Origin of the sequence: Winslowiella iniecta (genome assembly GCF_001267535.1) — a bacterium.
GTDB lineage: Bacteria > Pseudomonadota > Gammaproteobacteria > Enterobacterales > Enterobacteriaceae > Erwinia > Erwinia iniecta.
Genome location: NZ_JRXE01000006.1, coordinates 98,659 through 124,860, shown reverse-complemented (window position 1 = coordinate 124,860; position 26,202 = coordinate 98,659). Strand labels below are relative to the sequence as shown.

The following is a 26,202-nucleotide window of genomic DNA, read 5'->3' as shown; positions in this document are numbered from 1 at the left end:
GAAAACGGCTCCCCTGCATTTTATTATCCGCGCTGCCAGCGCAGTTTCTTGCCAAAGCCCAGCGCATTGTCCGTCATTTTCAACTCATCCAGCCGGATCTCCCACAGCGGCGCGGAAACCTTTTTTGCCACCGGAAAACGCTTACAGTAAGCGGCACGGGCCAGCGCTTCACGTTCGCCGGTTAGCTGGCTAATCTGCCCGCGATACTGCACGCCTTTAATCAGCAAGACGCTTTTTGGCTGACCGTTAATGGTTCCGGCAACCACTGACTGCTGCTGCATCAGTTCGCCATGGCGGGTATCCGGTTCGGTCATCAGCCAGAACACCGCCTGAGTGGTATCAAACACGTAAAAGCAGTTGGCGCACCATAGATTCTCCGCCGTGCCGCAGCACAGTGACAACACATGCTGTTTTTTCAGATAACGGCCAATCGCGGCAAGGGTTTCAGATTCGGACAAAATCACTCCGTAATTTCAGGGAAAGTGGCGATAGCGGCCAGATTTGAATAACTTTAGAATGCTGACAGATCTTCGCTAACTGAGAGTCATTATGGATAACCCTGGTACGCCAGTCTGGCAACTCTATATTCTGCGCACCGCCAGCGGCATGCTGTATACCGGCATTACCAACGATGTGGCGCGTCGCCTGCTGCAGCATCAGCAAGGCAAGGGAGCAAAAGCCCTGCGCGGTAAAGGCCCGCTGGCGCTGATATTTCACTGCGAGGCCGGGGATCGCTCCAGCGCGTCAAAGCTGGAGTATCAGGTGAAGCAGTTGAAAAGGCAGGACAAAATCAGGCTGGTGGAAAGCCAGCCTGTATCACTGCCGCAGTGGCTGGCTAGTCGAAACGATTAAACGGCTCGGCAAACTCAATCTGCCCTTGCGCGCCGACAAACGCGTCATCTGCCAGTTTGTACACCTGGAATGCCGCTTCGGACCCCAGCCATTTACACTGTAACTGATGGCGCGCGGCGGGTTCAAAGCCGAAACGGCCATAAAACGCCGGATCGCCTAATACCACTACGGCGGCATAACTGAATTCGTTTAAGGTATCCAGCCCTTCATAGACCAGCTGTTTGCCGATACCCTGCTGGCGCACACTCTCATCCACCGCCAGCGGTGCCAGTCCGACCCACTGCCGGTCTTCGCCCTGCAATGAAACCGGGCTGAAGGCCGCATAGCCCAGTACCTGACCTTCATCATCCGTGGCGACAACCCCCAGCGTCAGCAGGCCGTCTTCACGGAGCTGCTGTACCAGCTCCGCTTCCGCTTGCGTCGGGAAGCAGCGGCGCAGCAGGCTGTCGATACCTGCGGCATCAACGCCAATTTCTGTCCGAATTAACATGGTGCACCTGCGCGATTCTCCGGGGAATTCGCGTCCTTAGTCAGTCCAGCCTCAATAAACTGAGCCAGTTGCATTAGCCCGATACGCAGCGGTGTCGGCATCATTTCCAGCTCAATAGCATCCATTAAATTCTTCACCTCAAGTCCAAGCTCGGTATCACCTTCTATTACCAGCCGGCGCTGGAAAAACAGCGTGTCCGGATCGCGTTTACGCGCCGCTACCAATAGTAAATCATTAGCGTCACCACGGAACCATACATCGATCTGCTGAACATCGCTAACCTGAAGCTGGCCGTCCACCACGCTGGTCGCCCAACGCAGATCAAGGTCGCGGATCTCGATGCCTAACCAGCGCCCTTGCAGAAAGTCTAACTCACCTTCGGCCAGAGCATGGGCAAACTGCCAGTTTAGCAGTTGTTGAAACAGCCGTTTTTTGACTGCGAAGGGGGCAAATTGTAGCGGAAAACGCAGAAGTTTTGGGCCATTTTCTACGCACTGCACGCGAAGCTGATTCAACACCAGTTGTCACTCCTTACGAAAAAAATTTCGGCCATTTTGCCATATCGGCAAAATTCATCAGGTAGCGGGATCAACAAAGTGAACGAACTTTAATCTTTTTAAACTACCAATGCACATTCAATACGCCATTCGCTGCCTTAAATCAAAATTTGTCACCGGCAGCAGATCTACACTCGTCGGCTGTTATCGCTCATTACAGAGAATAATCATGGAACTTCTTTGTCCGGCCGGGAACCTTCCGGCCCTGAAAGCCGCCATCGAAAATGGTGCCGATGCGGTATATATCGGGCTGAAAGATCAGACTAACGCCCGTCACTTCGCCGGGCTGAATTTCACCGAAAAGCGCTTACATGAAGCGTCGCGCTTTGTGCATCAGCGGCGACGCAAGCTGCATGTCGCCATTAATACTTTCGCCCATCCTGACAATTATCAGCGCTGGCAGCGGGCGGTAGATATGGCGGCGGATCTCGGTGCCGATGCGCTGATCCTTGCCGATCTGGCCATACTGGAATACGCCGCTGAGCGCTATCCACATATTGAGCGCCATGTTTCGGTACAGGCATCAGCCACTAATCTCGAAGCAGTGAAATTCTATCAGCGTAATTTTGCCGTTTCCCGGGTGGTATTGCCGCGCGTGCTGTCGATGCATCAGGTGCGCCAGCTGGCGCGTGTGACGCCGGTTCCGCTGGAGGTATTCGCCTTTGGCAGTCTGTGTATTATGGCCGAAGGCCGCTGCTATCTTTCGTCCTGGCTGACCGGAGAATCCCCCAATACCGTTGGTGCCTGTTCCCCGGCACGCTTTGTGCGCTGGCAGCAGACAGCTTCCGGTCTGGAAGCACGTCTGAATGAGGTGCTGATTGACCGCTACGCCGACGGTGAACACGCCGGTTATCCCACGCTGTGCAAAGGGCGCTACAAGGTCGATGAGATGCGCTATCACCCGCTGGAAGAGCCCACCAGCCTGAACACGCTGGCGCTGCTACCGGAACTGCTACAGGCCAATATCGCTTCGGTGAAGATTGAGGGGCGTCAGCGTAGCCCGGCGTATGTTGCTGAAGTGGCGCGTATCTGGCGTCAGGCAATCGATCGCTGCAAGGCAGCGCCTGATGAGTTTAAGGTTGAGCAACGCTGGATGAGTGCCTTAGGCGCGTTGTCTGAAGGTACGCAAACCACGCTCGGCGCATATCACCGTAAATGGCAGTAGGAAGCACAATGAAATATGCCCTCGGGCCGGTACTGTGGTACTGGCCAACTGAAAAACTGGAACACTTTTATCAGGCCGCTGCCGCCAGCAGCGCTGAGATTATTTATCTCGGCGAGAGCGTGTGCAGTAAGCGCCGCGCCACCAAATTCAGCGCCTGGCTGGATATCGCCAGACAGCTTAATCAGAGCGGTAAACAGGTGGTACTCAGTACGCTGGCACTGGTGCAGTCGCCTTCCGAACTGAGTGAAATCAAGCGTTATGTCGATAACGGTGAGTTTCTGATTGAAGCCAATGATTTAGGCACGATTAATCTCGCTGCAGAGCAGAAATTGCCGTTTGTCGCCGGTCACGCACTAAACTGTTATAACGCCATTACCCTGAATCTGCTGCTGAAGCAAGGCATGACGCGCTGGTGTATGCCGGTCGAACTGTCACGCGACTGGCTGACCAATGTCTTGCGCCAGTGTGAAGCGCTGGGAATTCGTCAGCAATTTGAAGTGGAGGTGATGGGTTACGGTCATCTGCCGCTGGCGCTGTCGGCGCGCTGCTTTACCGCCCGCTCCGAAAATCGCGCCAAAGATGAGTGTGAAACCTGCTGTCTTCACTATCCACAAGGCCGTCGCGTGTTGTCGCAGGAAAATCAGCAAGTGTTTGTGCTGAATGGTATTCAGACCATGAGTGGCTACTGCTATAACCTTGGTAACGATCTGGCGTCGATGTCCGGGCTGGTGGATATTGTGCGTGTATCGCCTGAGGATCAGCAGACGCTGACCGTGATCGATCGCTTCCGGGCCAATGAAAACGGTGGCTCACCGCTGATGGTCGCGCAGCGTAATGACTGTAATGGCTACTGGCGCAATCTGGCCGGGCTGGTACTGGAAAACTAACACGGCACAGGGTGTGAAACCGCTGGCGATAAATGCAGTTTTAATAGGGGTACTGTCAGCTAACACTGATACTTATTGATAGCAGGCGAAGTTGTTCGCCGTGCATAAACAAGTGAGTTCCTATGTCTGATAAAAAAACAGTCCCTCTGTCGGTTCTCGATTTAGCCCCGATCCCGCAAGGCTCCACGGCGCGGGATGCTTTCCATACTTCGCTGGCGCTGGCTCAGCAGGCGGAAAAACTGGGTTTTCATCGCTACTGGCTGGCTGAACATCACAATATGACCGGTATCGCCAGTGCCGCCACCTCGGTGTTAATTGGTTATCTGGCGGCGGGCACCACCACCCTGCGGCTGGGTTCCGGTGGCGTGATGTTACCTAATCATGCGCCGCTGATGATTGCGGAACAGTTTGGCACCCTTGAATCGCTCTATCCGGGACGTATCGATCTGGGGCTGGGACGTGCGCCGGGCTCTGACCAGCGCACCATGATGGCACTGCGCCGCCACCTCTCCGGCGCACAAGCCGACAGTTTTCCGTCAGATGTGGCCGAACTGGTAAGCTGGTTCGATGCAGCTGGCGATGAACAGCCGCCGGTGCAGCCGGTTCCTGGCCTTGGCCTGAAAATCCCGATATGGCTGCTGGGTTCCAGCCTGTACAGCGCTCAGCTGGCGGCAAAAATGGGGCTGCCATTTGCTTTTGCGTCACACTTTGCCCCTGATTTACTGTTCCAGGCGCTGCAAATCTATCGCCAGAACTTTAAACCCTCTGCGCGTCTCGACAAGCCTTACGCGATGGTGTGCGTTAACGTCGTCGCCGCCGAAAGCGACCGCGATGCCCGTTTTCTGTTTACGTCCATGCAGCAGCAGTTTATCAACCTGCGTCGTGGTCAGCCTGGCCCGCTTCCTGCGCCGGTGGACAATATGGATAACCTCTGGTCGCCGTCGGAGCAATATGGCGTACAGCAGGCACTGAGCATGTCGATTGTCGGTGATAGCGATAAAGTGCGTGCGGGTCTGGCTTCACTGATGCGGGAAACCGAAGCGGATGAGATTATGGTTAACGGCCAGATCTTTGATACTCAGGCGAGACTGCGTTCGTTTGAACTGGCGATGCAGGCAGCGCAAACGCTCTAGGAACGGTATTTTCGTCGCCGTGCAGGCAAAAAAAAACCAGCCCGAAGGCTGGTTTTTTTATTGGCGTCAGTGATTATGCATCACGACGACGAGTTGGTGCGCTACCGCCGTCCTGACGTGGACCACGGTTGCCGCCGTCACGGCTGTAGCCGCCACGACCGCCATTACCGGCATTGCCACCTTCACGACGATCGCTGAAACGACGTGGAGCGCCACCATCACGAGCGCCTTCACGGCCTGCACCGCCACCGAAACCACCACGGCCGCCCGGACGACGTTCGCCGCCACGGTCACCACGATCGCCACGGTCGTTGCTGCGCGGTTGCGCATCGCCCAGCAGCTGCATATTCATAGGTTTGTTCAGAATACGCGTGCGGGTGAAATGCGACAGCACATCGCCTGGCATGCCTTTCGGCAGCTCGATGGTTGAGTGGGTGCCGAACAGCTTGATGTTACCAATGTAACGGCTGCTGATATCGCCTTCGTTAGCAATTGCGCCAACGATATGACGAACTTCAACACCATCATCACGGCCAACTTCAATGCGGTACAGTTCCATATCGCCAACTTCACGACGTTCACGACGTGGACGGTCACCATCACGCGCTTCACGTGGAGCACGGTCACCGCGCTCGCCACGACGGTCATCACGACGATCGTCACGCTCACGGAATTCACGACGTGGACGCTGTGGCGCATCAGGTGGCAGAATCAGTGGACGTTCGCCCTGAGCCATTTTCAGCAGAGCTGCGGCCAGAGTTTCCATATCCAGTTCTTCTTCTGGCTGCATTTTAGCCAGCAGCGCACGGTACTGATCCAGATCGCTGCTTTCCAGCTGCAGCTGAACTTTAGCCGCAAACTTAGCCAGACGACGCTCGCTCAGCAGTTCTGCATTTGGCAGATCCACTTCTGGAATGGTCAGCTTCATGGTGCGTTCGATGTTGCGCAGCAGACGACGCTCGCGGTTCTCAACGAACAGCAGCGCACGGCCAGCACGACCCGCACGACCGGTACGACCAATACGGTGAACGTAAGACTCAGCATCCATTGGAATGTCGTAGTTAACAACCAGGCTGATACGCTCAACGTCCAGACCACGTGCCGCAACGTCGGTCGCAATCAGGATGTCCAGACGACCATCTTTCAGGCGCTCCAGCGTCTGCTCACGCAGTGCCTGGTTCATATCACCGTTCAGTGCAGCGCTGTTGTAACCGCTACGCTCCAGCGCTTCAGCCACTTCCAGCGTCGCGTTTTTGGTACGCACGAAGATAATCGCCGCATCAAAATCTTCCGCTTCCAGGAAGCGAACCAGTGCATCAGTCTTACGACCGAAAGCAGTCCAGTAGCTCTGGCTGATGTCCGGGCGAGTCGTGACGCTGGACTGGATGCGCACTTCCTGCGGATCTTTCATAAAGCGACGGGTAATGCGACGAATCGCTTCTGGCATAGTTGCAGAGAACAGCGCGGTCTGATGACCGTCCGGGATCTGCGCCATGATGGTTTCAACGTCTTCGATGAAGCCCATACGCAGCATTTCATCTGCTTCGTCCAGGACCAGGCCACGCAGGCTGGACAGGTTCAGCGTACCGCGCTTCAGGTGGTCAAGCAGACGACCCGGAGTACCCACAACGATCTGTGGACCCGCACGCAGAGCACGCAGCTGAACGTCATAACGCTGGCCACCGTACAGGGCAACAACGTTTACGCCGTTCATTTTCTTAGAGAATTCAGTCATAGCTTCAGCAACCTGAACCGCCAACTCGCGAGTTGGTGCCAGCACCAGAATCTGTGGTGCTTTCAGGTTACTATCAACATTGTTCAGCAGGGGCAGAGAGAATGCAGCTGTTTTGCCACTACCAGTCTGGGCCATACCCAGCACGTCACGGCCAGCCAGCAGGTGTGGGATACACTCTAACTGGATAGGTGATGGTTTTACGTAGCCCATACCGTTCAGGGATTCGAGAAGGGCAGCATTCAGGCCCAAATCAGCAAAAGTGGTTTCGATTTCAGTCGTGGTTTCGATCGTAGTCATGTAGTACACAAGCCTCTTATATTGCGGCGGCCAGTCTACATAACTCGTCGTGAAAATTTTCAATCATTTTCATCAAAAAGTGTGAACCGGCTCAAATTAGTGGTTTCGACGAACAAAAAAGCCCTCATCCGCGAAGATGATGACATTTCAGAAATTCAGGCAAAGAAAGTTCGTCAGCTATTGCTGGTCAGATTCTGATAAATCGTCTTGTGTCTGGCCGAGTAGCGCCAGCTCCAACAATGCGTATCGGTGCTCAACGAAGTTATTAACGTTGTTAGCGACCGCCAGTTTGAACAACGCTTCTGCGTTGTCCTTCTCCCCCAGACTTAGGTAGTACTTACCTAAATAGAAGTTGGTTTCACTGAGATGTTCAGCGAGCGAGGTGTTATCCGTTGCGTCCGCCTTGAGACGTTCCATCAGCGTTTTTTCACTGATGTCGCCAAGGTAGAACTCGACAATATTCCATCCCCATTGCTCCTTGTCCGATTTGTCGTAACGCTGTTGTAGCGTTACTTTCGCTTTCTCTGCATCCATCTCACGTTCTGCGAGAAAGAGCCACAAGCTACGGAAAGGATCGTTAGGATCGTCTTGATAAAACGCCAGCAGATCATCTTGCGCTAGCGGGAATCGACCACCGTAATACAGGGCGATGCCACGATTTAAATGCGCATAGTTGTAAGTTGGATCAAGCTCAAGTACAGAATCAAACGCTTCATAGGCGGCATCAAAGTTGCCCGCCTGCGTTAAATATATGCCTAAGTAATTGAATACTTCCGGCATATCCGGTCTGATTGCTAACGCTTGTGAAAAATCATTCCGCGCTAATGCTCTCAAACCTAAACTATCATACAACACTCCGCGCTCATATAACAGCTGTGCGCGTTCATCATCTGTTAATGCCCGACTGGCAAGTATTTGTTCCATGCGCGCCAGGATGACTTCCTGTTGCAGTGTGGGCTGCAGCGGAACCGCCAGAACCGTGTTCTTACGCCAATCAGAGTTGCTGCATCCTGCCAGCGATATAGCTGTCGCAACCAAACACCAGCGTAAAAAAGGCTTCATTTCCCACTCCCGAAAACAAACACTGGGATGTACATCCTGCCATCCGCCTGCCGTGCACGAGGTTTCCCGCCCTCGCGATGAAACAGCTCTCCATGCGCACATGGAGAGCTCAGTGGTCGATCGTTATTCAGCTTCAGGCGCCGCAGCCGCTTCAGGCTGCTGTTCTGTCGCTTCTTTGATGCTCAGGCGCACACGGCCCTGACGATCAACTTCCAGTACTTTAACCGGCACTTCCTGACCCATCTGCAGGTAGTCGGTCACTTTCTCAACACGCTTATCAGCGATCTGAGAAATGTGCACCAGACCTTCTTTACCGCCACCGATGGCCACGAAGGCACCGAAGTCGACAATACGGGTCACTTTACCGTTATAGATACGGCCAACTTCGATCTCAGCAGTGATCTCTTCAATACGACGGATAGCATATTTCGCTTTTTCGCCGTCGGTTGCTGCGATCTTCACGGTGCCATCATCTTCGATTTCGATGGTGGTGCCGGTTTCTTCGGTCAGCGCACGGATAACCGAGCCGCCTTTACCGATAACATCTTTGATCTTGTCCGGGCTGATCTTGATGGTATGGATACGTGGTGCAAACTGAGAGATATCGCCACGCGGCGTGCTGATAGCCTGCTCCATCACACCCAGAATGTGCAGACGTGCACCTTTGGCCTGATTCAGCGCTTCCTGCATGATTTCGCGGGTGATGCCTTCAATTTTGATATCCATCTGCAGCGCAGTGATACCTTCACGGCTACCGGCTACTTTGAAGTCCATGTCGCCGAGGTGATCTTCGTCACCCAGGATGTCAGACAGAACGACAAACTTCTCGCCTTCTTTCACCAGACCCATTGCGATACCCGCAACAGCGGCTTTGATCGGTACGCCTGCGTCCATCAGTGCCAGTGAAGCACCACAAACGGAAGCCATCGATGAAGAACCGTTAGATTCGGTGATTTCAGAAACCACACGTACGGTGTACGGGAAGTCTTCTGGTTTAGGCATCATCGCCAGCACGCCGCGTTTCGCCAGGCGACCGTGACCAATTTCACGACGCTTAGGAGAACCGACCATTCCGGTCTCACCCACCGAGTACGGAGGGAAGTTGTAGTGGAACAGGAAGCTGTCAGTACGCTCGCCCATCAGCTCATCCAGGTTCTGCGCATCACGGGCAGTACCCAGAGTCGCGGTAACCAGTGCCTGAGTTTCACCACGGGTGAACAGTGCGGAACCGTGAGTACGTGGCAGCACGCCAGTACGCACATCCAGACCACGGATCATGTCTTTCTCACGACCATCGATACGCGGCTCACCGTTCAGAACGCGGCTACGCACAACGTTTTTCTCGATAGCGTGCAGGATGTCGCTGATTTCGCCTTCGTCCAGCGTCTCGTCTTCCGCCAGCAGTGCTGCGGTGGTTTCAGACTTGATCACGCCAACTTTTTCGTAGCGTTCTTGTTTCTCAGTGATGCGGTAAGCATCGCTCAGACGGGATTCAGACAGTGCAGCGATGCGCGAGGTCAGCGCTTCGTTAACTGCTTCTGGCTGCCAGTCCCAACGTGGTTTGCCCGCTTCAGCAACCAGTGAATTGATGTTGTCGATCACAATCTGCTGCTGCTCGTGGCCGAACACCACTGCGCCCAGCATCTGCTCTTCGCTCAGTACATCAGCTTCAGACTCAACCATCAGTACTGCGCCCTGAGTACCGGCAACAACCAGATCCAGTTTGCTTTCTTTGACTTCGTCGCTGGTTGGGTTCAGAACGTACTGATCATTGATGTAACCGACGCGTGCCGCACCGATTGGGCCATTGAACGGCAGGCCAGACAGGCTCAGTGCCGCAGAGGCACCAATCATTGCCACGATATCCGGGTTAACCTGTGGGTTAACGGAAACAACGGTGGCAATAACCTGAACTTCATTAACGAAACCTTCCGGGAACAGCGGACGAACCGGACGGTCAATCAGACGAGAGATCAGGGTTTCGCCTTCGCTTGGACGGCCTTCACGACGGAAGAAGCTACCCGGGATACGACCAGCAGCGTAAGTACGCTCCTGATAGTTAACCGTCAGCGGGAAGAAGTCCTGACCTGGTTTAGCTTGTTTACGGCCAACAACAGTAACGAACACTGCAGTGTCGTCCATGCTTACCATTACGGCAGCCGTTGCCTGGCGCGCCATCATACCGGTTTCAAGGGTAACGGTATGCTGACCATATTGGAATTTACGTACGATCGGGTTCAGCAAAATAATATCCTTTACGCAAAGCAGGCACTTTCATCGTGCTCTGCCGTGGATTTTTAATCCTCATCTGCATCCTCGCGACTAATGACAACCTTTAATCCACGCCTCGTTGGATAAAGCCTCTCATTAGCCGCGCGAACCTCTGCAACTGAAGATCACACTCAGCAACAATACATTAGTTTGAGCAATATTGCTGCCGATTGCTCGAAAAAAGGGGCCGTAAAGGCCCCCTTTTAGCGAAACTCGCACGAATCTGTTCATTAAGCCGTGCTTTCATCAGTTTAACGCTGATGACCGTCTCTGAACAGATTCTAAGAGTTAGCGACGCAGACCCAGACGCTCGATCAGGCTGGTGTAACGCGCAACATCTTTACGCTTCAGGTAATCCAGCAGCTTACGACGCTGGGAAACCATACGCAGCAGACCGCGACGGCTGTGGTGGTCTTTTTTGTGCTCAGAGAAGTGACCCTGCAGATGGTTAATCTGTGCAGTCAGCAGAGCAACCTGAACTTCAGTCGAACCACTGTCGTTTGCGCCACGACCGAAATCAGCAACGATTTGTGCTTTAGTTTCAACACTTAGAGACATAATACAACTCCAAATTATAAGATAAATGTACAGGCGCCGATCTCTAATTCAGCTACCCAGGATTATACCTGCATCAGAAATGCAGCGTATAAAGCCGCGCCATTCTACTCTGAGCCAGATGCGATGGCAAATGACTCACTCAGAATATTCAACGACCAGACGACGTGGCGCGACGCGGCCATCGTCATCAATTTCTGCCATACCGATAAACTTACGCTCGTCACCTTCGGTCACGCGCACTAAACCAGAGCTCGGTACGCCTGAAGCCTGCACCGGCTGCCCTTGTTTAAAGTAAGCGGCAACAAGGGTTAACAGGTTCACTTCAGGAAATGCGGATGCCGGGCTGTCCATTGGCATCAGTAACGGATCAAGTTTTTCACCCGGCGCGATACCTTCCGCATTCGCCTGCTCGAGCAAATCTTTCAATTGCTCCAGCGTCACCATATTGCCGATCGGGTAAGTGGCCACCTGCAGACGACGCAGCATAATCACATGCGCGCCACAGCCAAGCTTTTCACCCAAATCATCAATAATGGTACGAATATACGTGCCTTTCGAGCAGTGGATTTCCAGCTCAAGCTCGTCGCCTTCCCAGCGAATAAACTGCAGTTCGTAAACCACAATGCTGCGTGCTTCGCGCGGGACTTCAATACCCTCGCGGGCATACTCGTACAGCTTGCGTCCCTGATATTTCAGCGCCGAATACATCGACGGCACTTGCTGGGTTTCGCCACGGAAGCTGTCGAGCGCTTCATCCAGCTGTTGCTGGCTAAAGTTTAGCGGACGCTCACTGATTACCGTGCCATCGGCGTCGGAAGTATCAGTACGCTGCCCAAGGCGAGCGATCACCCGGTAACGCTTGTCTGAATCCAGCAGATACTGGGAAAACTTGGTGGCTTCGCCAAGGCAGATCGGCAACATACCGGTTGCCAGTGGATCCAGCGCACCAGTGTGCCCGGCACGGTTAGCATTAAAGATGCGCTTTACTTTCTGCAGCACATCATTCGATGACAAACCCTGTGGCTTATCCAGCAGCAGCACGCCGTGAATGTCACGGCCGCGACGACGAGGACGGCTCATTAATCCTCCTTGTCTTCTTCCGCAGAAGAACGACGCTGTTCGTCGTTTTTCACTACGTTAGTGACAAGGTTAGACATGCGCATCCCTTCTACCAGCGAGTTATCGTAGAAGAAGGTTAGCTCAGGCACGATACGCAGACGCATCGCTTTGCCCAGCAGGGTACGGATGTAGCCAGCGGCATCACCCAGCGCACGCAGGCCGCCTTTAATCGCCTCTTCATCTTTGTCATTCAGGAAGGTGACAAACACTTTGGCATAGGCCAGGTCGCGAGAAAGCTCGACGCCCGACACGGTAACCATCATGCCCAGACGCGGATCTTTGATCTCACGCTGTAAAATCATCGCGATCTCTTTTTGCAGCTCCTGGGAGACACGCTGAGGACGACCGAATTCTTTTGGCATAATCAATACTCCAAATAATCCAAATAATAAGGGAGGCACGCGGCCTCCCAAAAAATAGTCTCGTCGTGCGTGACCATTAATCGATGGTGCGTTTAATCTCGATAATTTCGAAGACTTCGATCATATCGCCAGTGCGCACATCGTTGTAGTTCTTCACGCCGATACCACATTCCATGCCGTTACGAACTTCGTTAACGTCATCTTTGAAGCGGCGCAGAGATTCCAGCTCGCCTTCGTAGATAACCACGTTGTCACGCAGAACACGGATCGGGTTGTGACGCTTGATGTTACCTTCGGTGACCATACAACCGGCGATAGCACCAAATTTCGGTGATTTGAATACGTCACGTACTTCAGCCAGACCGATGATCTGCTGTTTGTACTCAGGCGCCAGCATACCGCTCATCGCCTGTTTCACTTCGTCGATCAGATTATAGATCACGGAGTAGTAACGCAGATCCAGACTTTCAGAATCAATCACGCGGCGCGCAGAGGCATCAGCACGGACGTTGAAGCCAACCAGAATCGCGTTGGACGCTGCTGCCAGGGTCGCGTCGGTTTCGGTGATACCACCTACGCCGGAGCCAACAATCTTCACCTTCACTTCGTCGGTGGAGAGTTTCAGCAGTGAATCGGCAATCGCTTCGACAGAACCCTGTACGTCGGCTTTCAGCACGATGTTCAGCTCGGACACTTCGCCTTCGGTCATGTTGGCAAACATGTTTTCCAGCTTAGATTTCTGCTGGCGAGCCAGTTTCACTTCGCGGAATTTGCCCTGACGATACAGCGCAACTTCACGTGCTTTCTTCTCGTCACGTACTACGGTCGCTTCATCACCTGCTGCCGGAACACCTGACAGACCCAGGATCTCAACCGGAATTGACGGGCCGGCTTCGGTCACTTCGCGACCTAACTCGTCACGCATCGCACGGACACGGCCATATTCAAAGCCACACAGTACGATATCGCCTTTGTTCAGGGTACCTTCACGCACCAGCACGGTTGCAACCGGACCACGACCTTTATCCAGGAAGGATTCGATTACGACACCGCTTGCCATACCCTGACGCACCGCTTTCAGTTCAAGAACTTCAGCTTGCAGCAGGATAGCGTTCAGCAGGTCATCAATACCGGTACCGGCTTTAGCGGAGACGTTAACAAACATGTTTTCGCCGCCCCACTCTTCCGGAATGATACCGTATTGAGTCAGTTCGTTTTTAACACGATCCGGATCGGATTCTGGCTTATCAACTTTGTTGACCGCAACCACAACCGGCACTTTCGCTGCTTTCGCATGCTGAATAGCTTCGATGGTCTGAGGCATCACGCCGTCATCCGCTGCGACAACCAGGATAACGATATCCGTTGCCTGAGCACCACGGGCACGCATTGCGGTAAACGCGGCGTGACCTGGGGTATCAAGGAAAGTAACCATACCGTTGTCGGTTTCAACGTGGTAAGCACCGATATGCTGAGTAATGCCGCCCGCTTCGCCAGAGGCGATTTTGGTGGAACGGATATAGTCCAGCAGGGAAGTTTTACCATGGTCAACGTGCCCCATAATGGTGACCACTGGTGCGCGGGATTCCAGCGCAGCATCAGTATCACGGTCACCCATTACCGCCTCTTCCAGCTCATTTTCGCGGCGCAGCGTCACTTTGTGACCCATCTCTTCCGCGACCATCTGAGCGGTTTCCTGGTCGATAACCTGGTTGATAGTCGCCATAGCGCCCATTTTCATCATCGCTTTGATGACGAGGGAGCCTTTCACTGCCATTTTATTGGCCAGTTCGGCAACGGTCACGGTTTCGCCGATAACCACATCACGGTTTACCGCCTGCGCAGGCTTGTTAAAGCCCTGCTGCAGTGAGCTAGGCTTACGTTTGCCTTTACCACCACGAACCTGAGCGCGCGCTTCTTCGCGGTCTGCTTTTGATTCAGAATGCTTGTTGCCTTTCTTCTGACGCACGGCTTTAACCGGACGGCTACGACGCTCACCTTCAACCTTACGGTCGTTTTCATCTTCAGCCTGACGGGCATGAGTGGATGTGGTGACGTGGTAATCCGAGGTATCTTCCGGCTCTTCGGACGCGACGGTCCAGCTTTCACCTTTTTCTTCAGCCATTTTACGGGCCTCTTCGGCTACGCGCTTAGCGTCTTCTTCAATCTTGCGGCGCGCTTCTTCTTCAGCTTTACGCTTCAGCTCTGCGGCTTCGGCTTCGCGACGGGCTTTATCTGATTGATTGGCCCGGGTCTTTTCGTCGGTTGGTTGATTGCTCACTTTATCTTTTTCCGCTGCTTCGCGCCTTGCTTTGTCGGCGGCTTCACGTTTGGCTTGCTCTTCGGCTTCACGTTTGGCTTTGTCTGCTGCTTCACGTTTAGCTTTTTCTTCAGCCTCACGAGCCTGTTCTTCCGCTTCACGCTGTGCCTGCGCTTCTGCTTCCGCTTGTTCAGCGTCAGTTTCGCCCTTCACATAGGTGCGCTTTTTGCGGACTTCGATTTGCACCGATTTACTTTTACCCCCGGTGCCAGGAATATTCAGGGTGCTGCGCGTTTTGCGCTGCAAGGTCAGCTTACTTGACACGCTGCCGTGCTCACGATTCAGGTGCGTCAGTAAGGTTTCTTTTTCCTGCTGGGTCACAGAGTCAGTTTCAGACTTACGGATCCCTGCATCAGCAAATTGCTGTACCAGGCGTTCTACCGAGGTCTCTATCTCTGCGGCCAGCGATTTTACGGTTACATCTGTCATGCTGTTCCTTCCTGTTATTACGCGTCGTCACCGAACCAACAGATATTGCGCGCAGCCATAATCAGCTCACCGGCCCGCTCATCGCTGAGGCCTTCAATATCTGACAGATCGTCAACACCCTGCTCAGCAAGATCTTCCAGCGTGCATACACCTTTCGCCGCCAGTTTGAACGCCAGTGCACGATCCAGACCTTCCAGATTCAGTAAGTCATCTGCAGGTTTGCTATCGCCAAGGCTCTCTTCTTTTGCCAGTGCCAGGGTGGTCAACGCATTTTTCGCACGGTCGCGCAGCGCTTCTACCGTATCTTCATCAAGGCCGTCGATTTCCAGCAGTTCATTGATTGGTACATAAGCCAGCTCTTCCAGAGAGGAGAAGCCTTCTTCAACCAGAACGGTGGCGAAATCTTCGTCGATGTCGAGATATTTGGTAAAGACGTCGATAGCTGCATGTGCTTCAGCCTGGTGCTTGGCTTGCAGGTCGTCGACCGTCATCACGTTCAGCTCCCAGCCACTCAGCTGAGAAGCCAGACGCACGTTTTGGCCGTTACGGCCGATCGCCTGAGCCAGATTTCCGGCTTCAACAGCGATATCCATGGTGTGATTATCTTCATCCACCACGATAGACGCGACATCAGCAGGGGCCATAGCATTGATAACAAACTGTGCCGGGTTGTCGTCCCACAGCACGATATCAATACGTTCACCGCCTAATTCGCTGGATACCGCCTGAACACGCGCACCGCGCATACCGACGCAAGCACCAACCGGGTCGATACGCTTGTCGTTGGTCTTCACTGCAATCTTGGCACGAGAGCCTGGATCGCGGGCGGCCGCTTTGATTTCAATAACTTCTTCACCGATTTCCGGCACTTCAATGCGGAACAGCTCAATCAGCATCTCTGGTTTAGAGCGGCTGACAAACAGCTGAGCACCGCGAGCTTCCGGACGTACAGCGTACAGTACGCCGCGAATGCGGTCACCCGGACGGAAGTTTTCACGTGGCAACATATCTTCACGGATAATGACCGCTTCAGCATTGCTACCCAGATCGAGGGTAATGTTGTCGCGGTTCACTTTCTTCACCACACCAGTGATGATCTCACCTTCGTGCTGACGGAACGCATCCACCACCATCGCGCGCTCAGCTTCACGTACTTTCTGTACGATAACTTGTTTCGCCGTCTGAGTAGTAATGCGGTCAAAGGTGACAGATTCAATCTGATCTTCAACAAATTCGCCGAGATTAAACGCTTCATCTTCGTAGCGCGCGGCTTCCAGCGTAATTTCACGGGTCGGTTGTGTCACTTCGTCCACAATCACCCAGCGACGGAAAGTATCAAAATCGCCGCTTTTCCGATCGATGCTAACGCGAACATCGATCTCTTGTTCGTATTTTTTCTTGGTTGCAGTGGCCAGCGCGCTCTCCAGCGCTTCGAAAATTTTCTCACGCGGGAGGGCTTTTTCGTTAGAAACGGCCTCTACAACAGCTAAGATTTCTTTGTTCATCCTGGTTAGCCTCAATCCGGACGTTTAAAAGTGGGGGACCAGGTTCGCTTTCTGGATATTACTCAGCGCGAACACTTCATCGCTACCCTCAACGGTAACAGTGATCATTTCACCTTCAACAGATTTAATGATGCCCTGCCATTTGCGGCGGTTTTGTACGGCCATACGCAAAACCAGGCTAACTTGTTCGCCAATGAATTGCGTGTAGTGTGCTGCAGTAAACAGGGGGCGCTCAAGGCCCGGTGACGAGACTTCAAGGTTGTAGGCGACAGTGATGGGATCTTCAACATCCATTACCGCACTCACCTGATGGCTGACATCAGCACAATCGTCAACGTTGATACCGTCTTCGCTATCAATATAGATGCGCAGCGTGGATGTGCGACCACGAACGAACTCAATACCGACCAGTTCGTAGCCAAGCGCTTCTACTGGTGCCGAAATCAGCTCTGTTAATTTTTGCTCTAATGTGGACAAAGCCACCCCCAAGACATAAAAAAAGGGCTTAATAGCCCAGTGTTTTGATAGCCTGATAACAAAAAACCCCGAAAATTCGGGGCTTAATGCGACTGGACCCTGTATGCCGCAATGATTGCGGCTCGGCCCACAAGCCAAAAGAATTTTTTTCAAAATTCGCTGAAAATGCGCCGTAAGATGCATACAGTATATTTGAAAAAGAACTCTAAGGGAAAGTGGTTGCGGGGGCCGGATTTGAACCGACGACCTTCGGGTTATGAGCCCGACGAGCTACCAGGCTGCTCCACCCCGCGTCCGAAAACGTGGCGAATATTACGCCGATCTTGCACTAAATGCAAGCAATTCTGAGATTTGGTACCGAGGACGGGACTTGAACCCGTAAGCCCAATCGGGCACTACCACCTCAAGGTAGCGTGTCTACCAATTCCACCACCTCGGCACTTTAAGACGGCGACTTTTTTATTTCTGTCGCATCGAAATTGTAACTTTTTACTGCTTACTGCGGGATATCGCTGCTCGGCGTTGCCGGTTTCGCTGGCGCAGTCTGTTCAGACTGTGCTGGCTGCGTGAGATTATCCCACTCGCTACCTTTCGTGGTTTTATTGCTGTTCAGGTTACCCAGAACCAGGCTGATAATGAAGAACAGGGTCGCCAGCACTGCGGTCATACGGGTCATGAAATTACCTGAACCGCTTGAACCAAACAGAGTACCGGAAGCGCCTGCACCGAAGGAGGCTCCCATATCAGCGCCTTTACCTTGTTGCAGCATGATCAGACCCACCAGGCCCAGTGCCACAATAAGGAAAATTACCAGAAGAGCTTCGTACATAATCAACCTGTTCCTTGCGCGGTAACCGCACATAAATAGCTTCAAACCAGTCAAATGGATGTTGTCGTCACACCCACCAGAAGCGGGTGTGAATACTAACCAAAGGTCCCTGTCCGCGCAAGTGCAATTTCATTGCCTTCAGCTGATTGCGGAAAAAAACGCCAGATTTACAATTTCAGCAGAAAAAACGCGCAGTTATCCGGCGAGTCGAACACGTTTTCGGCTCATGCAATCCAGGAACTTATAGGGGAGCCGTTTTCGGCTCCCGTCCTGATGGCGGGCTGAGTGCAAATCCTCGGCACAGGCGGCGAGAACCCCGCCCCCTACAGGATCAGACCGCTTTCACTGCATCGGCAATACGATGTGCCAGCGTGGTGACCTGGGTTTCATCTTCGCCTTCGACCATGACGCGAATCAATGGCTCAGTACCGGATTTACGCAGCAGCACACGTCCACGACCCTGCAACTCTTTCTCGACTTCCGCCGTCACCGCTTTTACCGTCGCATCTTCCAGCGGATCGGTCGCGCCGCTAAAGCGCACATTCACCAGGATCTGCGGCAGTAACTTCATGCCGCTGCACAGGTCGTGCAATGTCATATGGTTGCGCACCATGGCGGTAAGTACTTGCAAACCTGCCACAATGCCGTCACCAGTGGTGGTTTTATCCAGCAGGATCACGTGGCCAGAGTTTTCAGCACCAATACGCCAGCCTTTCTCCTGCAATTTCTCCAGCACATAGCGGTCACCCACTTTCGCCCGGACAAACGGAATACCGAGCTGCTTCAGCGCCAGCTCCAGACCCATATTGCTCATCAGCGTACCGACTACGCCGCCCTTCAGCTGCCCCTGACGCAGACCTTCGCGCGCAATAATATACAGAATCTGGTCGCCATCAACTTTGGCACCAAGATGGTCAACCATCATGATACGGTCGCCGTCGCCATCGTACGCCAGGCCGATATCCGCCTTCTCTGCCAGTACGCGTTCCTGCAACATGCGCAAATCCGTCGCACCGCACTCTTTGTTGATATTCATACCGTCCGGCTGACAGCCGATGGCAATCACCGTTGCGCCCAGCTCACGCAGTACGTTCGGCGCAATGTGGTAGGTCGCACCATTAGCACAGTCCACCACAATTTTCAGTCCGCTCAGGCTCAGCTCGCTCGGGAAAGTGCCTTTGCAGAATTCGATATAGCGACCGGCAGCATCAACGATGCGGCTGGCACGGCCAAGTTCGGCTGAATCGACGCAGGTGATTGGCTTTTCCATCTCGGCTTCAATCGCCTCTTCCACTTCATCGGGCAGCTTGGTGCCATCAATCGAGAAGAATTTAATGCCGTTATCGTCGAAGGGATTGTGTGAAGCAGAGATCACAATGCCAGCTTCTGCGCGGAAGGTACGCGTCAGATAAGCCACTGCCGGGGTTGGCATCGGCCCGGTAAAGGCTGCTGACAGCCCCGCTGCCGCCAGTCCGGCTTCCAGCGCCGACTCCAGCATATAACCAGAGATACGAGTATCTTTACCGATGATGATTTTTTTAGAGCCATGGCTTGCCAGCACCTTGCCAGCCGCCCAGCCCAGTTTCAGCACGAAATCAGGGGTAATTGGAGTCTCACCCACTTTGCCGCGGATGCCATCGGTACCAAAATACTTACGATTACTCATAGCGTTACTATTCCTTCGCTGATCGTGTCGCTTCGACGACTCGCATCGCCTCGACGGTTTCTTTAACGTCATGTACTCGCACAATATGTGCGCCCTGCATGGCGGCAATCACCGCGCAGGCAATACTGCCGGTCAACCGTTGCGTTGGTCCGACATTAAGCAGCTGTCCTATCATCGATTTACGGGACATGCCGACTAATAGTGGCAAACCAAAATGGTGCAGATCGGCCAGATGCGCCAGCAGTTGATAATTGTGAGAGAGATTCTTACCGAAACCAAAGCCTGGGTCGAGAATCAATTGCTCTTTTTTGATGCCAGCCGCTTCGCAGCGCGCGATATGCTGCACAAAAAAGGCATCAACATCTGCCAGCACATTCTGATAGTGCGGCGATTGCTGCATCGACTGCGGGTCACCTTGCATATGCATCAGGCAGACCGGTAATCCGGTTTCCGCTGCGGCTTCCAGCGCGCCCGGTTCCTGCAAGGATCGAATATCGTTAATAATGTGAGCACCCACTCGCGCCGACTCACGGATCACTTCAGGCTTCGAGGTATCAACCGAGATCCATACTTCAAAACGCTGCGCCAGCGCCTCAACCACTGGAATCACGCGTTCCAGCTCTTCTTCAACGCTGACTTCTGCGGCACCGGGACGGGTCGATTCGCCGCCGACATCAATAATCGTGGCCCCGGCATTGATCATATCGTTGGCGTGGGTCAGCGCGTGAATCAGCGAATTATGCTTACCGCCATCGGAAAAGGAGTCTGGCGTGACGTTCAAAATGCCCATGACCTGGGGATATGCGAGATCCAAAACCGAGTTTCTGGCGTGTAACTTCATTTTGATTTTTCCTTAAGCAATGAGGGCCTGCATTTTACGTTAAAAAGGTTCAGCAATAAAAAACCCCGGTCAGAGCCGGGGTTTTAGAGGTGTCAGTCGATTCGTTGAAACCGAATTATTTGTCGCCTAACTGCTCAGACATGGTATTGCCTGGGTTTGGCGTACGGGGTTCATCGACCGGACGCGGTGCTTTTGGCGTGCCGTTGTTATCTGAATTATTGCTGCTGCTTGCTTCTTCCCAACCTGCTGGCGGACGCACTTCGCGGCGTGCCATCAAATCGTCGATCTGCGGCGCATCAATGGTTTCATACTTCATCAGCGCGTCTTTCATCGCGTGAAGGATGTCCATGTTTTCATTCAGAAGGCGACGGGCGCGCTGGTAGTTCTGCTCAACCAGAGATTTTACTTCCTGATCGATAATACGCGCGGTCTCATCGGACATATGCTTGGCTTTTGCCACCGAGCGACCGAGGAATACCTCACCGTCTTCTTCGGCATACAGCAACGGACCTAATTTCTCAGAGAAGCCCCACTGCGTGACCATGTTACGTGCGATGTTCGTTGCGACTTTAATGTCGTTCGATGCACCGGTAGAAACATGCTCCACACCGTAGATAATCTCTTCAGCCAGACGGCCACCGTACAGCGTAGAGAGCTGACTCTCCAGTTTCTGACGGCTGGCGCTGATCGCGTCGCCTTCAGGCAGGAAGAAAGTCACACCCAGCGCACGTCCGCGCGGAATAATGGTCACTTTGTGCACCGGATCGTGTTCCGGAACCAGGCGTCCAATAATCGCGTGGCCAGCTTCGTGATAAGCGGTCGACTCTTTCTGCGATTCGGTCATCACCATGGAGCGACGTTCTGCGCCCATCATGATTTTGTCTTTGGCTTTTTCAAACTCAACCATCGACACCACACGGCGATTACCGCGCGCAGCAAACAGGGCAGCTTCGTTGACCAGGTTTGCCAGATCCGCACCGGAGAAGCCCGGCGTACCACGTGCAATCACTGATGCATCAATATCGGTTGCCAGTGGCACACGACGCATATGCACTTTCAGAATCTGCTCACGACCACGAACATCCGGCAGACCGACCACAACCTGACGGTCGAAACGGCCCGGACGCAGCAATGCAGGGTCCAGTACGTCTGGACGGTTGGTCGCGGCAATTACGATGATACCTTCGTTGCCTTCAAAACCATCCATCTCAACCAGCATCTGGTTCAGGGTCTGCTCACGCTCGTCATGACCACCGCCTAAACCGGCGCCACGCTGACGACCAACGGCATCGATCTCATCGATAAAGATGATGCAAGGTGCGGCTTTTTTCGCCTGCTCAAACATGTCACGAACACGTGATGCACCCACACCAACAAACATTTCGACAAAGTCAGAACCGGAAATGGTAAAGAAAGGCACCTTAGCTTCACCGGCAATCGCTTTTGCCAGCAGGGTCTTACCGGTACCCGGTGGCCCCACCATCAGTACGCCTTTCGGAATTTTACCACCCAGTTTCTGGAAGCGGCTCGGCTCGCGCAGGTATTCAACCAGCTCGCCCACTTCCTCTTTTGCTTCGTCACAACCTGCAACATCAGCAAAGGTGGTTTTGATCTGATCTTCAGTCAGCATGCGGGCTTTACTCTTGCCGAAGGACATCGCGCCCTTACCGCCACCGCCTTGCATCTGACGCATAAAGAAGATCCAGACACCGATCAACAACAGCATCGGGAACCAGGAGATGAAGATTGAAGCCAGCAGGCTTGGTTCTTCTGGTGGTTCACCGACAACTTTTACATTTTTGGTCAACAGGTTATCGAGTAACTTGGGATCGTTGACAGGGATGTAGGTCGTGTATCGATTACTGTCTTTTTTAGTTACGTTGATTTCACGCCCGTTAATACGTGCCTCGCGGACCTGATCCTGGTTCACTTCCGACAGGAAGGTTGAGTAATCAACCCTACGGCCATTCGACTCGCTGGGCCCAAAGCTCTGGAATACAGACATCAGCACAACTGCGATGACTAACCAGAGAATCAGGTTTTTCGCCATGTCACTCAAGGGATTAACCTCATATTACAACTGTGTTAACAGACAGCGTAGGGTACTATATATCCTTCAAACCTGGAATCGCCGTTGTGAGTACGATTCCAATTATTTTGGTTATAGTTTTCGCCCTGTCGCTACAATGTACACTTCGCGCGAACGTGAGCGCGAAGCGTCCGGCTTACGAATTTTTACCTTCGTAAACAGGGAGCGAATTTCCCGGAGGTATTCATCAAAGCCATCTCCCTGAAACACTTTCACTAAAAAACTGCCGCCAGGTGCCAGAACATCACGACACATCTCCAGCGCCAGTTCAACTAAATACATCGACCGGGGAATATCAACGGCAGGTGTACCGCTCATGTTGGGTGCCATATCCGACATCACAACCTGAACTTTTTGCTCGCCAACGCGCTCCAGCAGCGCTTTAAGCACTAATTCTTCACGAAAATCGCCCTGAAGGAAATCGACGCCGACGATAGGATCCATCGGTAAAATGTCACAGGCGATGATACGGCCTTTGTTGCCAATCTGTGTTACCACATATTGCGACCAGCCGCCCGGAGCCGCGCCAAGATCGACCACAGTCATTCCCGGCTTAAACAGCTTGTCACCCTGCTGTATTTCATCAAGTTTAAACCAGGCGCGCGAGCGCAACCCTTTTTTCTGTGCCTGAAGCACATATTTATCGCTAAAGTGTTCCTGCAGCCAGCGGCTGGAACTGGCCGAACGCTTTTTACCTGTCATACAATTTCCAACTATTCTTCATCATAAGCGATAAATAAACCGCCCAAAACGGTTCTGCCGTTTGGTGATACACTCGAGATGGCGGTAGAATGTACCGTTTTCAATCCCAATGTAAGTAAAAAATACGATGAATCTGAGTCCCAAACAAAAACAGCACCTGAAAGGTCTGGCCCATCCACTGAAGCCTGTTGTGATGCTGGGCAACAATGGCCTGACCGAAGGTGTGCTGGCCGAGATCGAACAAGCACTTGAACACCATGAATTAATCAAGGTGAAAATCGCGACGGAAGACCGTGAAACCAAAACGCTGGTAGTCGAAGCGATCGTACGCGAGACGGGTGCAAGTAACGTGCAGGTAATCGGCAAAACGCTGGTGCTGTATCGCCCATCAAAGGAACGCAAGATTTCAATACCGCGTTAATGGCCTGCCTGAATGATGCACTTTAAGGGTAATTTCCCCGGTGCTCAAGGCTCATTGATGGCAAAAGTGCCATGCTCCTGCATCAGATAAAAGGCCGCAATGCGGCCTTTTTCCTTTCTTTACAATCGACCTTTTAAAATCTGACCCACCGACGCGAATATGCGGAAATTTTGTGCAGCGTCACACCTGCTGATTAAAATTGCCGTCAGCTCAGCCAGCGGTAAGATTTTTTCTGAGCGAACTCAGATGTATTCGATCTTCAGAATTTCGTAGTCAACATCGCCGCCGGGCGTTTTAATCACAACCACATCATCCACTTCTTTACCGATCAGGCCACGCGCCATCGGTGAATTCACTGAAATCAGATTGTGTTTAAAGTCCGCTTCATCGTCGCCAACAATGCGGTAAGTAAACTCTTCTTCGCTGTCCACATTCAGAATGCTGACTGTCGCACCAAAAATAACGCGACCATTAGCATTCATTTTGGTGACATCGATCACCTGAGCATTGGAGAGTTTAGCTTCAATCTCCTGAATACGGCCTTCACAGAAACCCTGCTCTTCACGCGCAGCATGATATTCGGCATTTTCTTTCAAATCACCATGCTCACGTGCTTCAGCAATTGAGGCAATAATTCTGGGGCGTTTAACGGTTTTCAGCTCTTCGAGCTCTTCGCGCAACCTCTCGGCGCCCCTTAACGTCATCGGAATCTGGTTCATCTCAATACCTCGTAATCTATCCTGTTCAAAGTGTCGTCATCCTGACAGGGTGACTGCAGAAACTGCGTTCTGCCGCGCTTACTGCCGAATTGCAAACAAAAGAAACCTGACCCGGAGATTCCCCCAGGGTCAGGATCGGTTTTGCATTTTGATACGTATTTTAACCCAGAGTTCCCTATGGGTCATCGTTTACTTTGCACCTCAATGCACCGTAGTATGACAGCTCGTTTACTGTCAGTTACCGCGAGATTATGCGATTTTCACGACTTGTTACCGGATTAACCTTCGCGTTTATGCTGCAAGCAAACGCTGCGCCCGTAGAAGAGTACGCGCAATATTTGCCAGATGGTGCAAACCTGGCGCTGATGGTGCAGAAAATCGGCGCTACTACGCCGATAATCGATTATCACAGCCAGCAGATGGCGCTACCCGCCAGTACCATGAAGGTGATTACTGCGCTGGCAGCGTTATTGCAGCTTGGCCCTGACTACCGTTTTCAGACCACGCTGGAGAGTAAAGGCGCTCTCTCAGGTGGCACCCTGCGTGGCGATTTAATTGCCCGCTTTGGCGGCGATCCCACGCTGACACGCCAGCATTTGCGCAATATGGTCGCCGTGTTGAAAAAACAGGGCGTACAGCATATTGAAGGCAACCTGGTGATTGATACCTCAGTGTTTTCCAGCCATGACAAAGCGCCGGGCTGGCCGTGGAATGATATGACCCAATGCTTCAGTGCTCCACCCGGAGCGGCGATTGTGGACCGCAACTGCTTCTCGGTTTCGCTGTACAGCGCACCAAACCCGGGTGATAACGCGTTTATTCGCGTGGCATCTTACTACCCGGTCAATATGTTCAGTGAAGTGCGCACGCTGGCAAAAGGCTCTTCTGATGCTCAGTACTGTGAACTGGATGTGGTGCCTGGTGAGTTAAACCGTTTCACGCTGACCGGTTGCCTGACCCAGCGTGCTGAACCGTTGCCGCTGGCCTTTGCGGTGCAGGATGGTGCCAGTTATGCCGGCGCGATTCTGAAAAGTGAATTGCTGGATGCTGGTATTGATTACACCGGCCATCTGGTGCGCGAAAAGCGCCAGAATGCTGCCGGAACCGTGCTGGCGCAGACCCAATCCGCACCGCTGCACGATCTGCTGAAGATTATGCTGAAAAAGTCCGACAATATGATTGCCGATACGGTTTTCCGCACCATTGGTCGCGAGCGCTTTAATGTGCCGGGAACCTGGCGTGCGGGGCAGGATGCAGTGCGTCAGATCCTGCGTCAGAAAGCCAACATCGATATGGGCAACAGCATTCAGGTGGATGGCTCTGGTCTGTCACGTCATGACCTGATCTCACCCGCGACCATGATGCAGGTGCTGCAATATATTGCCCAGAATGATCAGCAGCTGAACTTTATCTCGATGCTGCCGCTGTCGGGTTACGATGGCACGCTGCGTTATCGTGGTGGTCTGCATGAGGCGGGAGTGGATGGCAAGCTGTCGGCGAAAACCGGTTCACTGCAAGGGGTTTATAACCTTGCAGGCTTCCTGACCACTGCCAGCGGTCAGCGCGTGGCATTTGTGCAGTTCCTGTCGGGTTATGCCGTACCGCCGCAGGATCAGCGTCAGCGCCGTATTCCACTGGTGCGTTTTGAAAGCCGTCTGTACAAAGATATTTATCAGAATAACTGAGTACTCACTAACGGGGAAAGCCGCGGCTTTC

The 26,202-nt window shown here is 53.0% G+C and carries 25 protein-coding genes and 2 tRNA genes; 6 read left to right on the top strand and 21 right to left on the bottom strand.

What is annotated here, in order from left to right; translation table 11 throughout:
• Positions 1 to 23: 23 nt before the first annotated feature.
• Positions 24 to 458 carry a YhbP family protein gene (locus NG42_RS05700; RefSeq protein WP_052898377.1) on the bottom strand — a complete coding sequence of 145 codons (435 nt, stop codon included), beginning with the start codon at positions 456 to 458 and terminating at the stop codon, positions 24 to 26.
• Between the two features lie 91 nt (positions 459 to 549).
• Between NG42_RS05700 and NG42_RS05695 the strand changes: the two genes are divergently transcribed.
• The gene (locus NG42_RS05695) at positions 550 to 852 is read left to right on the top strand and encodes a GIY-YIG nuclease family protein (protein ID WP_052898315.1); all 303 of its coding nucleotides are present in this window, start codon (positions 550 to 552) and stop codon (positions 850 to 852) included.
• Here the strand turns inward: NG42_RS05695 and NG42_RS05690 are convergent.
• The gene (locus tag NG42_RS05690) at positions 836 to 1,342 is read right to left on the bottom strand and encodes a GNAT family N-acetyltransferase (RefSeq protein WP_052898314.1); all 507 of its coding nucleotides are present in this window, start codon (positions 1,340 to 1,342) and stop codon (positions 836 to 838) included. The two genes, NG42_RS05695 and NG42_RS05690, sit on opposite strands and share 17 nt — an antisense overlap.
• The gene (gene ubiT, locus NG42_RS05685; RefSeq protein WP_052898313.1) at positions 1,336 to 1,860 is read right to left on the bottom strand and encodes a ubiquinone anaerobic biosynthesis accessory factor UbiT; all 525 of its coding nucleotides are present in this window, start codon (positions 1,858 to 1,860) and stop codon (positions 1,336 to 1,338) included. Before ubiT ends, NG42_RS05690 begins: the two co-directional genes overlap by 7 nt.
• Before the next feature lie 208 nt (positions 1,861 to 2,068).
• Between ubiT and ubiU the strand changes: the two genes are divergently transcribed.
• The 3 genes from ubiU to NG42_RS05670 all read left to right on the top strand — a co-directional run bounded on the left by ubiU (position 2,069) and on the right by NG42_RS05670 (position 5,084).
• Positions 2,069 to 3,064 (top strand): ubiquinone anaerobic biosynthesis protein UbiU, encoded by a 996-nt coding sequence (gene ubiU / locus NG42_RS05680; RefSeq protein WP_052898312.1) that lies wholly within the window; start codon positions 2,069 to 2,071, stop codon positions 3,062 to 3,064.
• Between the two features lie 8 nt (positions 3,065 to 3,072).
• Positions 3,073 to 3,951, top strand: a complete 879-nt coding sequence (locus NG42_RS05675; RefSeq protein ID WP_052898311.1) for a U32 family peptidase — start codon at positions 3,073 to 3,075, stop codon at positions 3,949 to 3,951.
• Between the two features lie 122 nt (positions 3,952 to 4,073).
• Positions 4,074 to 5,084 (top strand): luciferase-like monooxygenase, encoded by a 1,011-nt coding sequence (locus NG42_RS05670; protein ID WP_052898310.1) that lies wholly within the window; start codon positions 4,074 to 4,076, stop codon positions 5,082 to 5,084.
• 73 nt (positions 5,085 to 5,157) lie between these two features.
• Here NG42_RS05670 and NG42_RS05665 read toward each other — a convergent pair whose 3' ends face one another.
• From NG42_RS05665 to rlmE, 17 genes are all read right to left on the bottom strand, one after another.
• Positions 5,158 to 7,116: a DEAD/DEAH family ATP-dependent RNA helicase gene (locus NG42_RS05665; RefSeq protein ID WP_052898309.1), complete on the bottom strand. Its 1,959-nt coding sequence runs from the start codon at positions 7,114 to 7,116 to the stop codon at positions 5,158 to 5,160.
• A 16-nt stretch (positions 7,117 to 7,132) separates the two neighbouring features.
• Positions 7,133 to 7,189: a protein YrbN gene (yrbN, locus tag NG42_RS23845; RefSeq protein ID WP_156322019.1), complete on the bottom strand. Its 57-nt coding sequence runs from the start codon at positions 7,187 to 7,189 to the stop codon at positions 7,133 to 7,135.
• Positions 7,190 to 7,293: 104 nt separating this feature from the next.
• Positions 7,294 to 8,178: a lipoprotein NlpI gene (nlpI, locus tag NG42_RS05660; RefSeq protein WP_052898308.1), complete on the bottom strand. Its 885-nt coding sequence runs from the start codon at positions 8,176 to 8,178 to the stop codon at positions 7,294 to 7,296.
• Between the two features lie 123 nt (positions 8,179 to 8,301).
• Positions 8,302 to 10,422 (bottom strand): polyribonucleotide nucleotidyltransferase, encoded by a 2,121-nt coding sequence (gene pnp, locus NG42_RS05655; protein WP_052898307.1) that lies wholly within the window; start codon positions 10,420 to 10,422, stop codon positions 8,302 to 8,304.
• A gap of 315 nt (positions 10,423 to 10,737) precedes the next feature.
• Positions 10,738 to 11,007 carry a 30S ribosomal protein S15 gene (rpsO, locus tag NG42_RS05650; RefSeq protein WP_052898306.1) on the bottom strand — a complete coding sequence of 90 codons (270 nt, stop codon included), beginning with the start codon at positions 11,005 to 11,007 and terminating at the stop codon, positions 10,738 to 10,740.
• Positions 11,008 to 11,142: 135 nt separating this feature from the next.
• Positions 11,143 to 12,087: a tRNA pseudouridine(55) synthase TruB gene (gene truB, locus NG42_RS05645; RefSeq protein WP_052898305.1), complete on the bottom strand. Its 945-nt coding sequence runs from the start codon at positions 12,085 to 12,087 to the stop codon at positions 11,143 to 11,145.
• Positions 12,087 to 12,488: a 30S ribosome-binding factor RbfA gene (gene rbfA / locus NG42_RS05640; protein WP_052898304.1), complete on the bottom strand. Its 402-nt coding sequence runs from the start codon at positions 12,486 to 12,488 to the stop codon at positions 12,087 to 12,089. Before rbfA ends, truB begins: the two co-directional genes overlap by 1 nt.
• Before the next feature lie 76 nt (positions 12,489 to 12,564).
• Entirely contained in the window at positions 12,565 to 15,237 is a 2,673-nt protein-coding gene (gene infB, locus NG42_RS05635) for a translation initiation factor IF-2 (RefSeq protein WP_052898302.1), read from the bottom strand.
• 17 nt (positions 15,238 to 15,254) lie between these two features.
• A complete protein-coding gene (gene nusA / locus NG42_RS05630) occupies positions 15,255 to 16,742 on the bottom strand; it encodes a transcription termination factor NusA (RefSeq protein ID WP_052898300.1) in 1,488 nt (495 codons plus the stop codon).
• A gap of 24 nt (positions 16,743 to 16,766) precedes the next feature.
• Positions 16,767 to 17,219, bottom strand: coding sequence for a ribosome maturation factor RimP (gene rimP / locus NG42_RS05625; RefSeq protein WP_052898376.1), 453 nt, complete (start codon positions 17,217 to 17,219; stop codon positions 16,767 to 16,769).
• Positions 17,220 to 17,435: 216 nt separating this feature from the next.
• Positions 17,436 to 17,512 (bottom strand) — tRNA-Met (locus NG42_RS05620).
• A gap of 59 nt (positions 17,513 to 17,571) precedes the next feature.
• Positions 17,572 to 17,658: transfer RNA gene (locus tag NG42_RS05615), tRNA-Leu, on the bottom strand.
• 57 nt (positions 17,659 to 17,715) lie between these two features.
• Positions 17,716 to 18,048: a preprotein translocase subunit SecG gene (secG, locus tag NG42_RS05610; RefSeq protein WP_052898298.1), complete on the bottom strand. Its 333-nt coding sequence runs from the start codon at positions 18,046 to 18,048 to the stop codon at positions 17,716 to 17,718.
• 331 nt (positions 18,049 to 18,379) lie between these two features.
• Positions 18,380 to 19,714, bottom strand: coding sequence for a phosphoglucosamine mutase (gene glmM / locus NG42_RS05605; RefSeq protein WP_052898296.1), 1,335 nt, complete (start codon positions 19,712 to 19,714; stop codon positions 18,380 to 18,382).
• A 7-nt stretch (positions 19,715 to 19,721) separates the two neighbouring features.
• Positions 19,722 to 20,555, bottom strand: coding sequence for a dihydropteroate synthase (folP, locus tag NG42_RS05600; RefSeq protein WP_052898295.1), 834 nt, complete (start codon positions 20,553 to 20,555; stop codon positions 19,722 to 19,724).
• Positions 20,556 to 20,670: 115 nt separating this feature from the next.
• Positions 20,671 to 22,605 (bottom strand): ATP-dependent zinc metalloprotease FtsH, encoded by a 1,935-nt coding sequence (gene ftsH, locus NG42_RS05595; protein ID WP_052898294.1) that lies wholly within the window; start codon positions 22,603 to 22,605, stop codon positions 20,671 to 20,673.
• 111 nt (positions 22,606 to 22,716) lie between these two features.
• Positions 22,717 to 23,346 (bottom strand): 23S rRNA (uridine(2552)-2'-O)-methyltransferase RlmE, encoded by a 630-nt coding sequence (gene rlmE, locus NG42_RS05590; protein WP_052898293.1) that lies wholly within the window; start codon positions 23,344 to 23,346, stop codon positions 22,717 to 22,719.
• Between the two features lie 127 nt (positions 23,347 to 23,473).
• On the opposite strand from rlmE, the gene yhbY reads away from it, so the two are divergent.
• Positions 23,474 to 23,767: a ribosome assembly RNA-binding protein YhbY gene (gene yhbY / locus NG42_RS05585; protein ID WP_052898290.1), complete on the top strand. Its 294-nt coding sequence runs from the start codon at positions 23,474 to 23,476 to the stop codon at positions 23,765 to 23,767.
• A gap of 242 nt (positions 23,768 to 24,009) precedes the next feature.
• On the opposite strand, the gene greA is transcribed toward yhbY, so the two are convergent.
• A complete protein-coding gene (greA, locus tag NG42_RS05580) occupies positions 24,010 to 24,486 on the bottom strand; it encodes a transcription elongation factor GreA (RefSeq protein ID WP_052898288.1) in 477 nt (158 codons plus the stop codon).
• 251 nt (positions 24,487 to 24,737) lie between these two features.
• Between greA and dacB the strand changes: the two genes are divergently transcribed.
• Positions 24,738 to 26,171 carry a serine-type D-Ala-D-Ala carboxypeptidase gene (dacB, locus tag NG42_RS05575; RefSeq protein ID WP_052898286.1) on the top strand — a complete coding sequence of 478 codons (1,434 nt, stop codon included), beginning with the start codon at positions 24,738 to 24,740 and terminating at the stop codon, positions 26,169 to 26,171.
• The last annotated feature ends 31 nt before the right edge of the window (positions 26,172 to 26,202 follow it).

Excerpts from the sequence above, each read along its gene's own strand:
- NG42_RS05695 (WP_052898315.1), top strand. The coding sequence starts at position 550 with ATGGATAACCCTGGTACGCCAGTCTGGCAACTCTATATTCTGCGCACC.
- NG42_RS05690 (WP_052898314.1), bottom strand. The coding sequence starts at position 1,342 with ATGTTAATTCGGACAGAAATTGGCGTTGATGCCGCAGGTATCGACAGC.
- ubiU (WP_052898312.1), top strand. The coding sequence starts at position 2,069 with ATGGAACTTCTTTGTCCGGCCGGGAACCTTCCGGCCCTGAAAGCCGCC.
- NG42_RS05675 (WP_052898311.1), top strand. The coding sequence starts at position 3,073 with ATGAAATATGCCCTCGGGCCGGTACTGTGGTACTGGCCAACTGAAAAA.
- NG42_RS05670 (WP_052898310.1), top strand. The coding sequence starts at position 4,074 with ATGTCTGATAAAAAAACAGTCCCTCTGTCGGTTCTCGATTTAGCCCCG.
- NG42_RS05665 (WP_052898309.1), bottom strand. The coding sequence starts at position 7,116 with ATGACTACGATCGAAACCACGACTGAAATCGAAACCACTTTTGCTGAT.
- nlpI (WP_052898308.1), bottom strand. The coding sequence starts at position 8,178 with ATGAAGCCTTTTTTACGCTGGTGTTTGGTTGCGACAGCTATATCGCTG.
- rpsO (WP_052898306.1), bottom strand. The coding sequence starts at position 11,007 with ATGTCTCTAAGTGTTGAAACTAAAGCACAAATCGTTGCTGATTTCGGT.
- truB (WP_052898305.1), bottom strand. The coding sequence starts at position 12,087 with ATGAGCCGTCCTCGTCGTCGCGGCCGTGACATTCACGGCGTGCTGCTG.
- rbfA (WP_052898304.1), bottom strand. The coding sequence starts at position 12,488 with ATGCCAAAAGAATTCGGTCGTCCTCAGCGTGTCTCCCAGGAGCTGCAA.
- infB (WP_052898302.1), bottom strand. The coding sequence starts at position 15,237 with ATGACAGATGTAACCGTAAAATCGCTGGCCGCAGAGATAGAGACCTCG.
- nusA (WP_052898300.1), bottom strand. The coding sequence starts at position 16,742 with ATGAACAAAGAAATCTTAGCTGTTGTAGAGGCCGTTTCTAACGAAAAA.
- secG (WP_052898298.1), bottom strand. The coding sequence starts at position 18,048 with ATGTACGAAGCTCTTCTGGTAATTTTCCTTATTGTGGCACTGGGCCTG.
- glmM (WP_052898296.1), bottom strand. The coding sequence starts at position 19,714 with ATGAGTAATCGTAAGTATTTTGGTACCGATGGCATCCGCGGCAAAGTG.
- folP (WP_052898295.1), bottom strand. The coding sequence starts at position 20,555 with ATGAAGTTACACGCCAGAAACTCGGTTTTGGATCTCGCATATCCCCAG.
- ftsH (WP_052898294.1), bottom strand. The coding sequence starts at position 22,605 with ATGGCGAAAAACCTGATTCTCTGGTTAGTCATCGCAGTTGTGCTGATG.
- rlmE (WP_052898293.1), bottom strand. The coding sequence starts at position 23,346 with ATGACAGGTAAAAAGCGTTCGGCCAGTTCCAGCCGCTGGCTGCAGGAA.
- yhbY (WP_052898290.1), top strand. The coding sequence starts at position 23,474 with ATGAATCTGAGTCCCAAACAAAAACAGCACCTGAAAGGTCTGGCCCAT.
- greA (WP_052898288.1), bottom strand. The coding sequence starts at position 24,486 with ATGAACCAGATTCCGATGACGTTAAGGGGCGCCGAGAGGTTGCGCGAA.
- dacB (WP_052898286.1), top strand. The coding sequence starts at position 24,738 with ATGCGATTTTCACGACTTGTTACCGGATTAACCTTCGCGTTTATGCTG.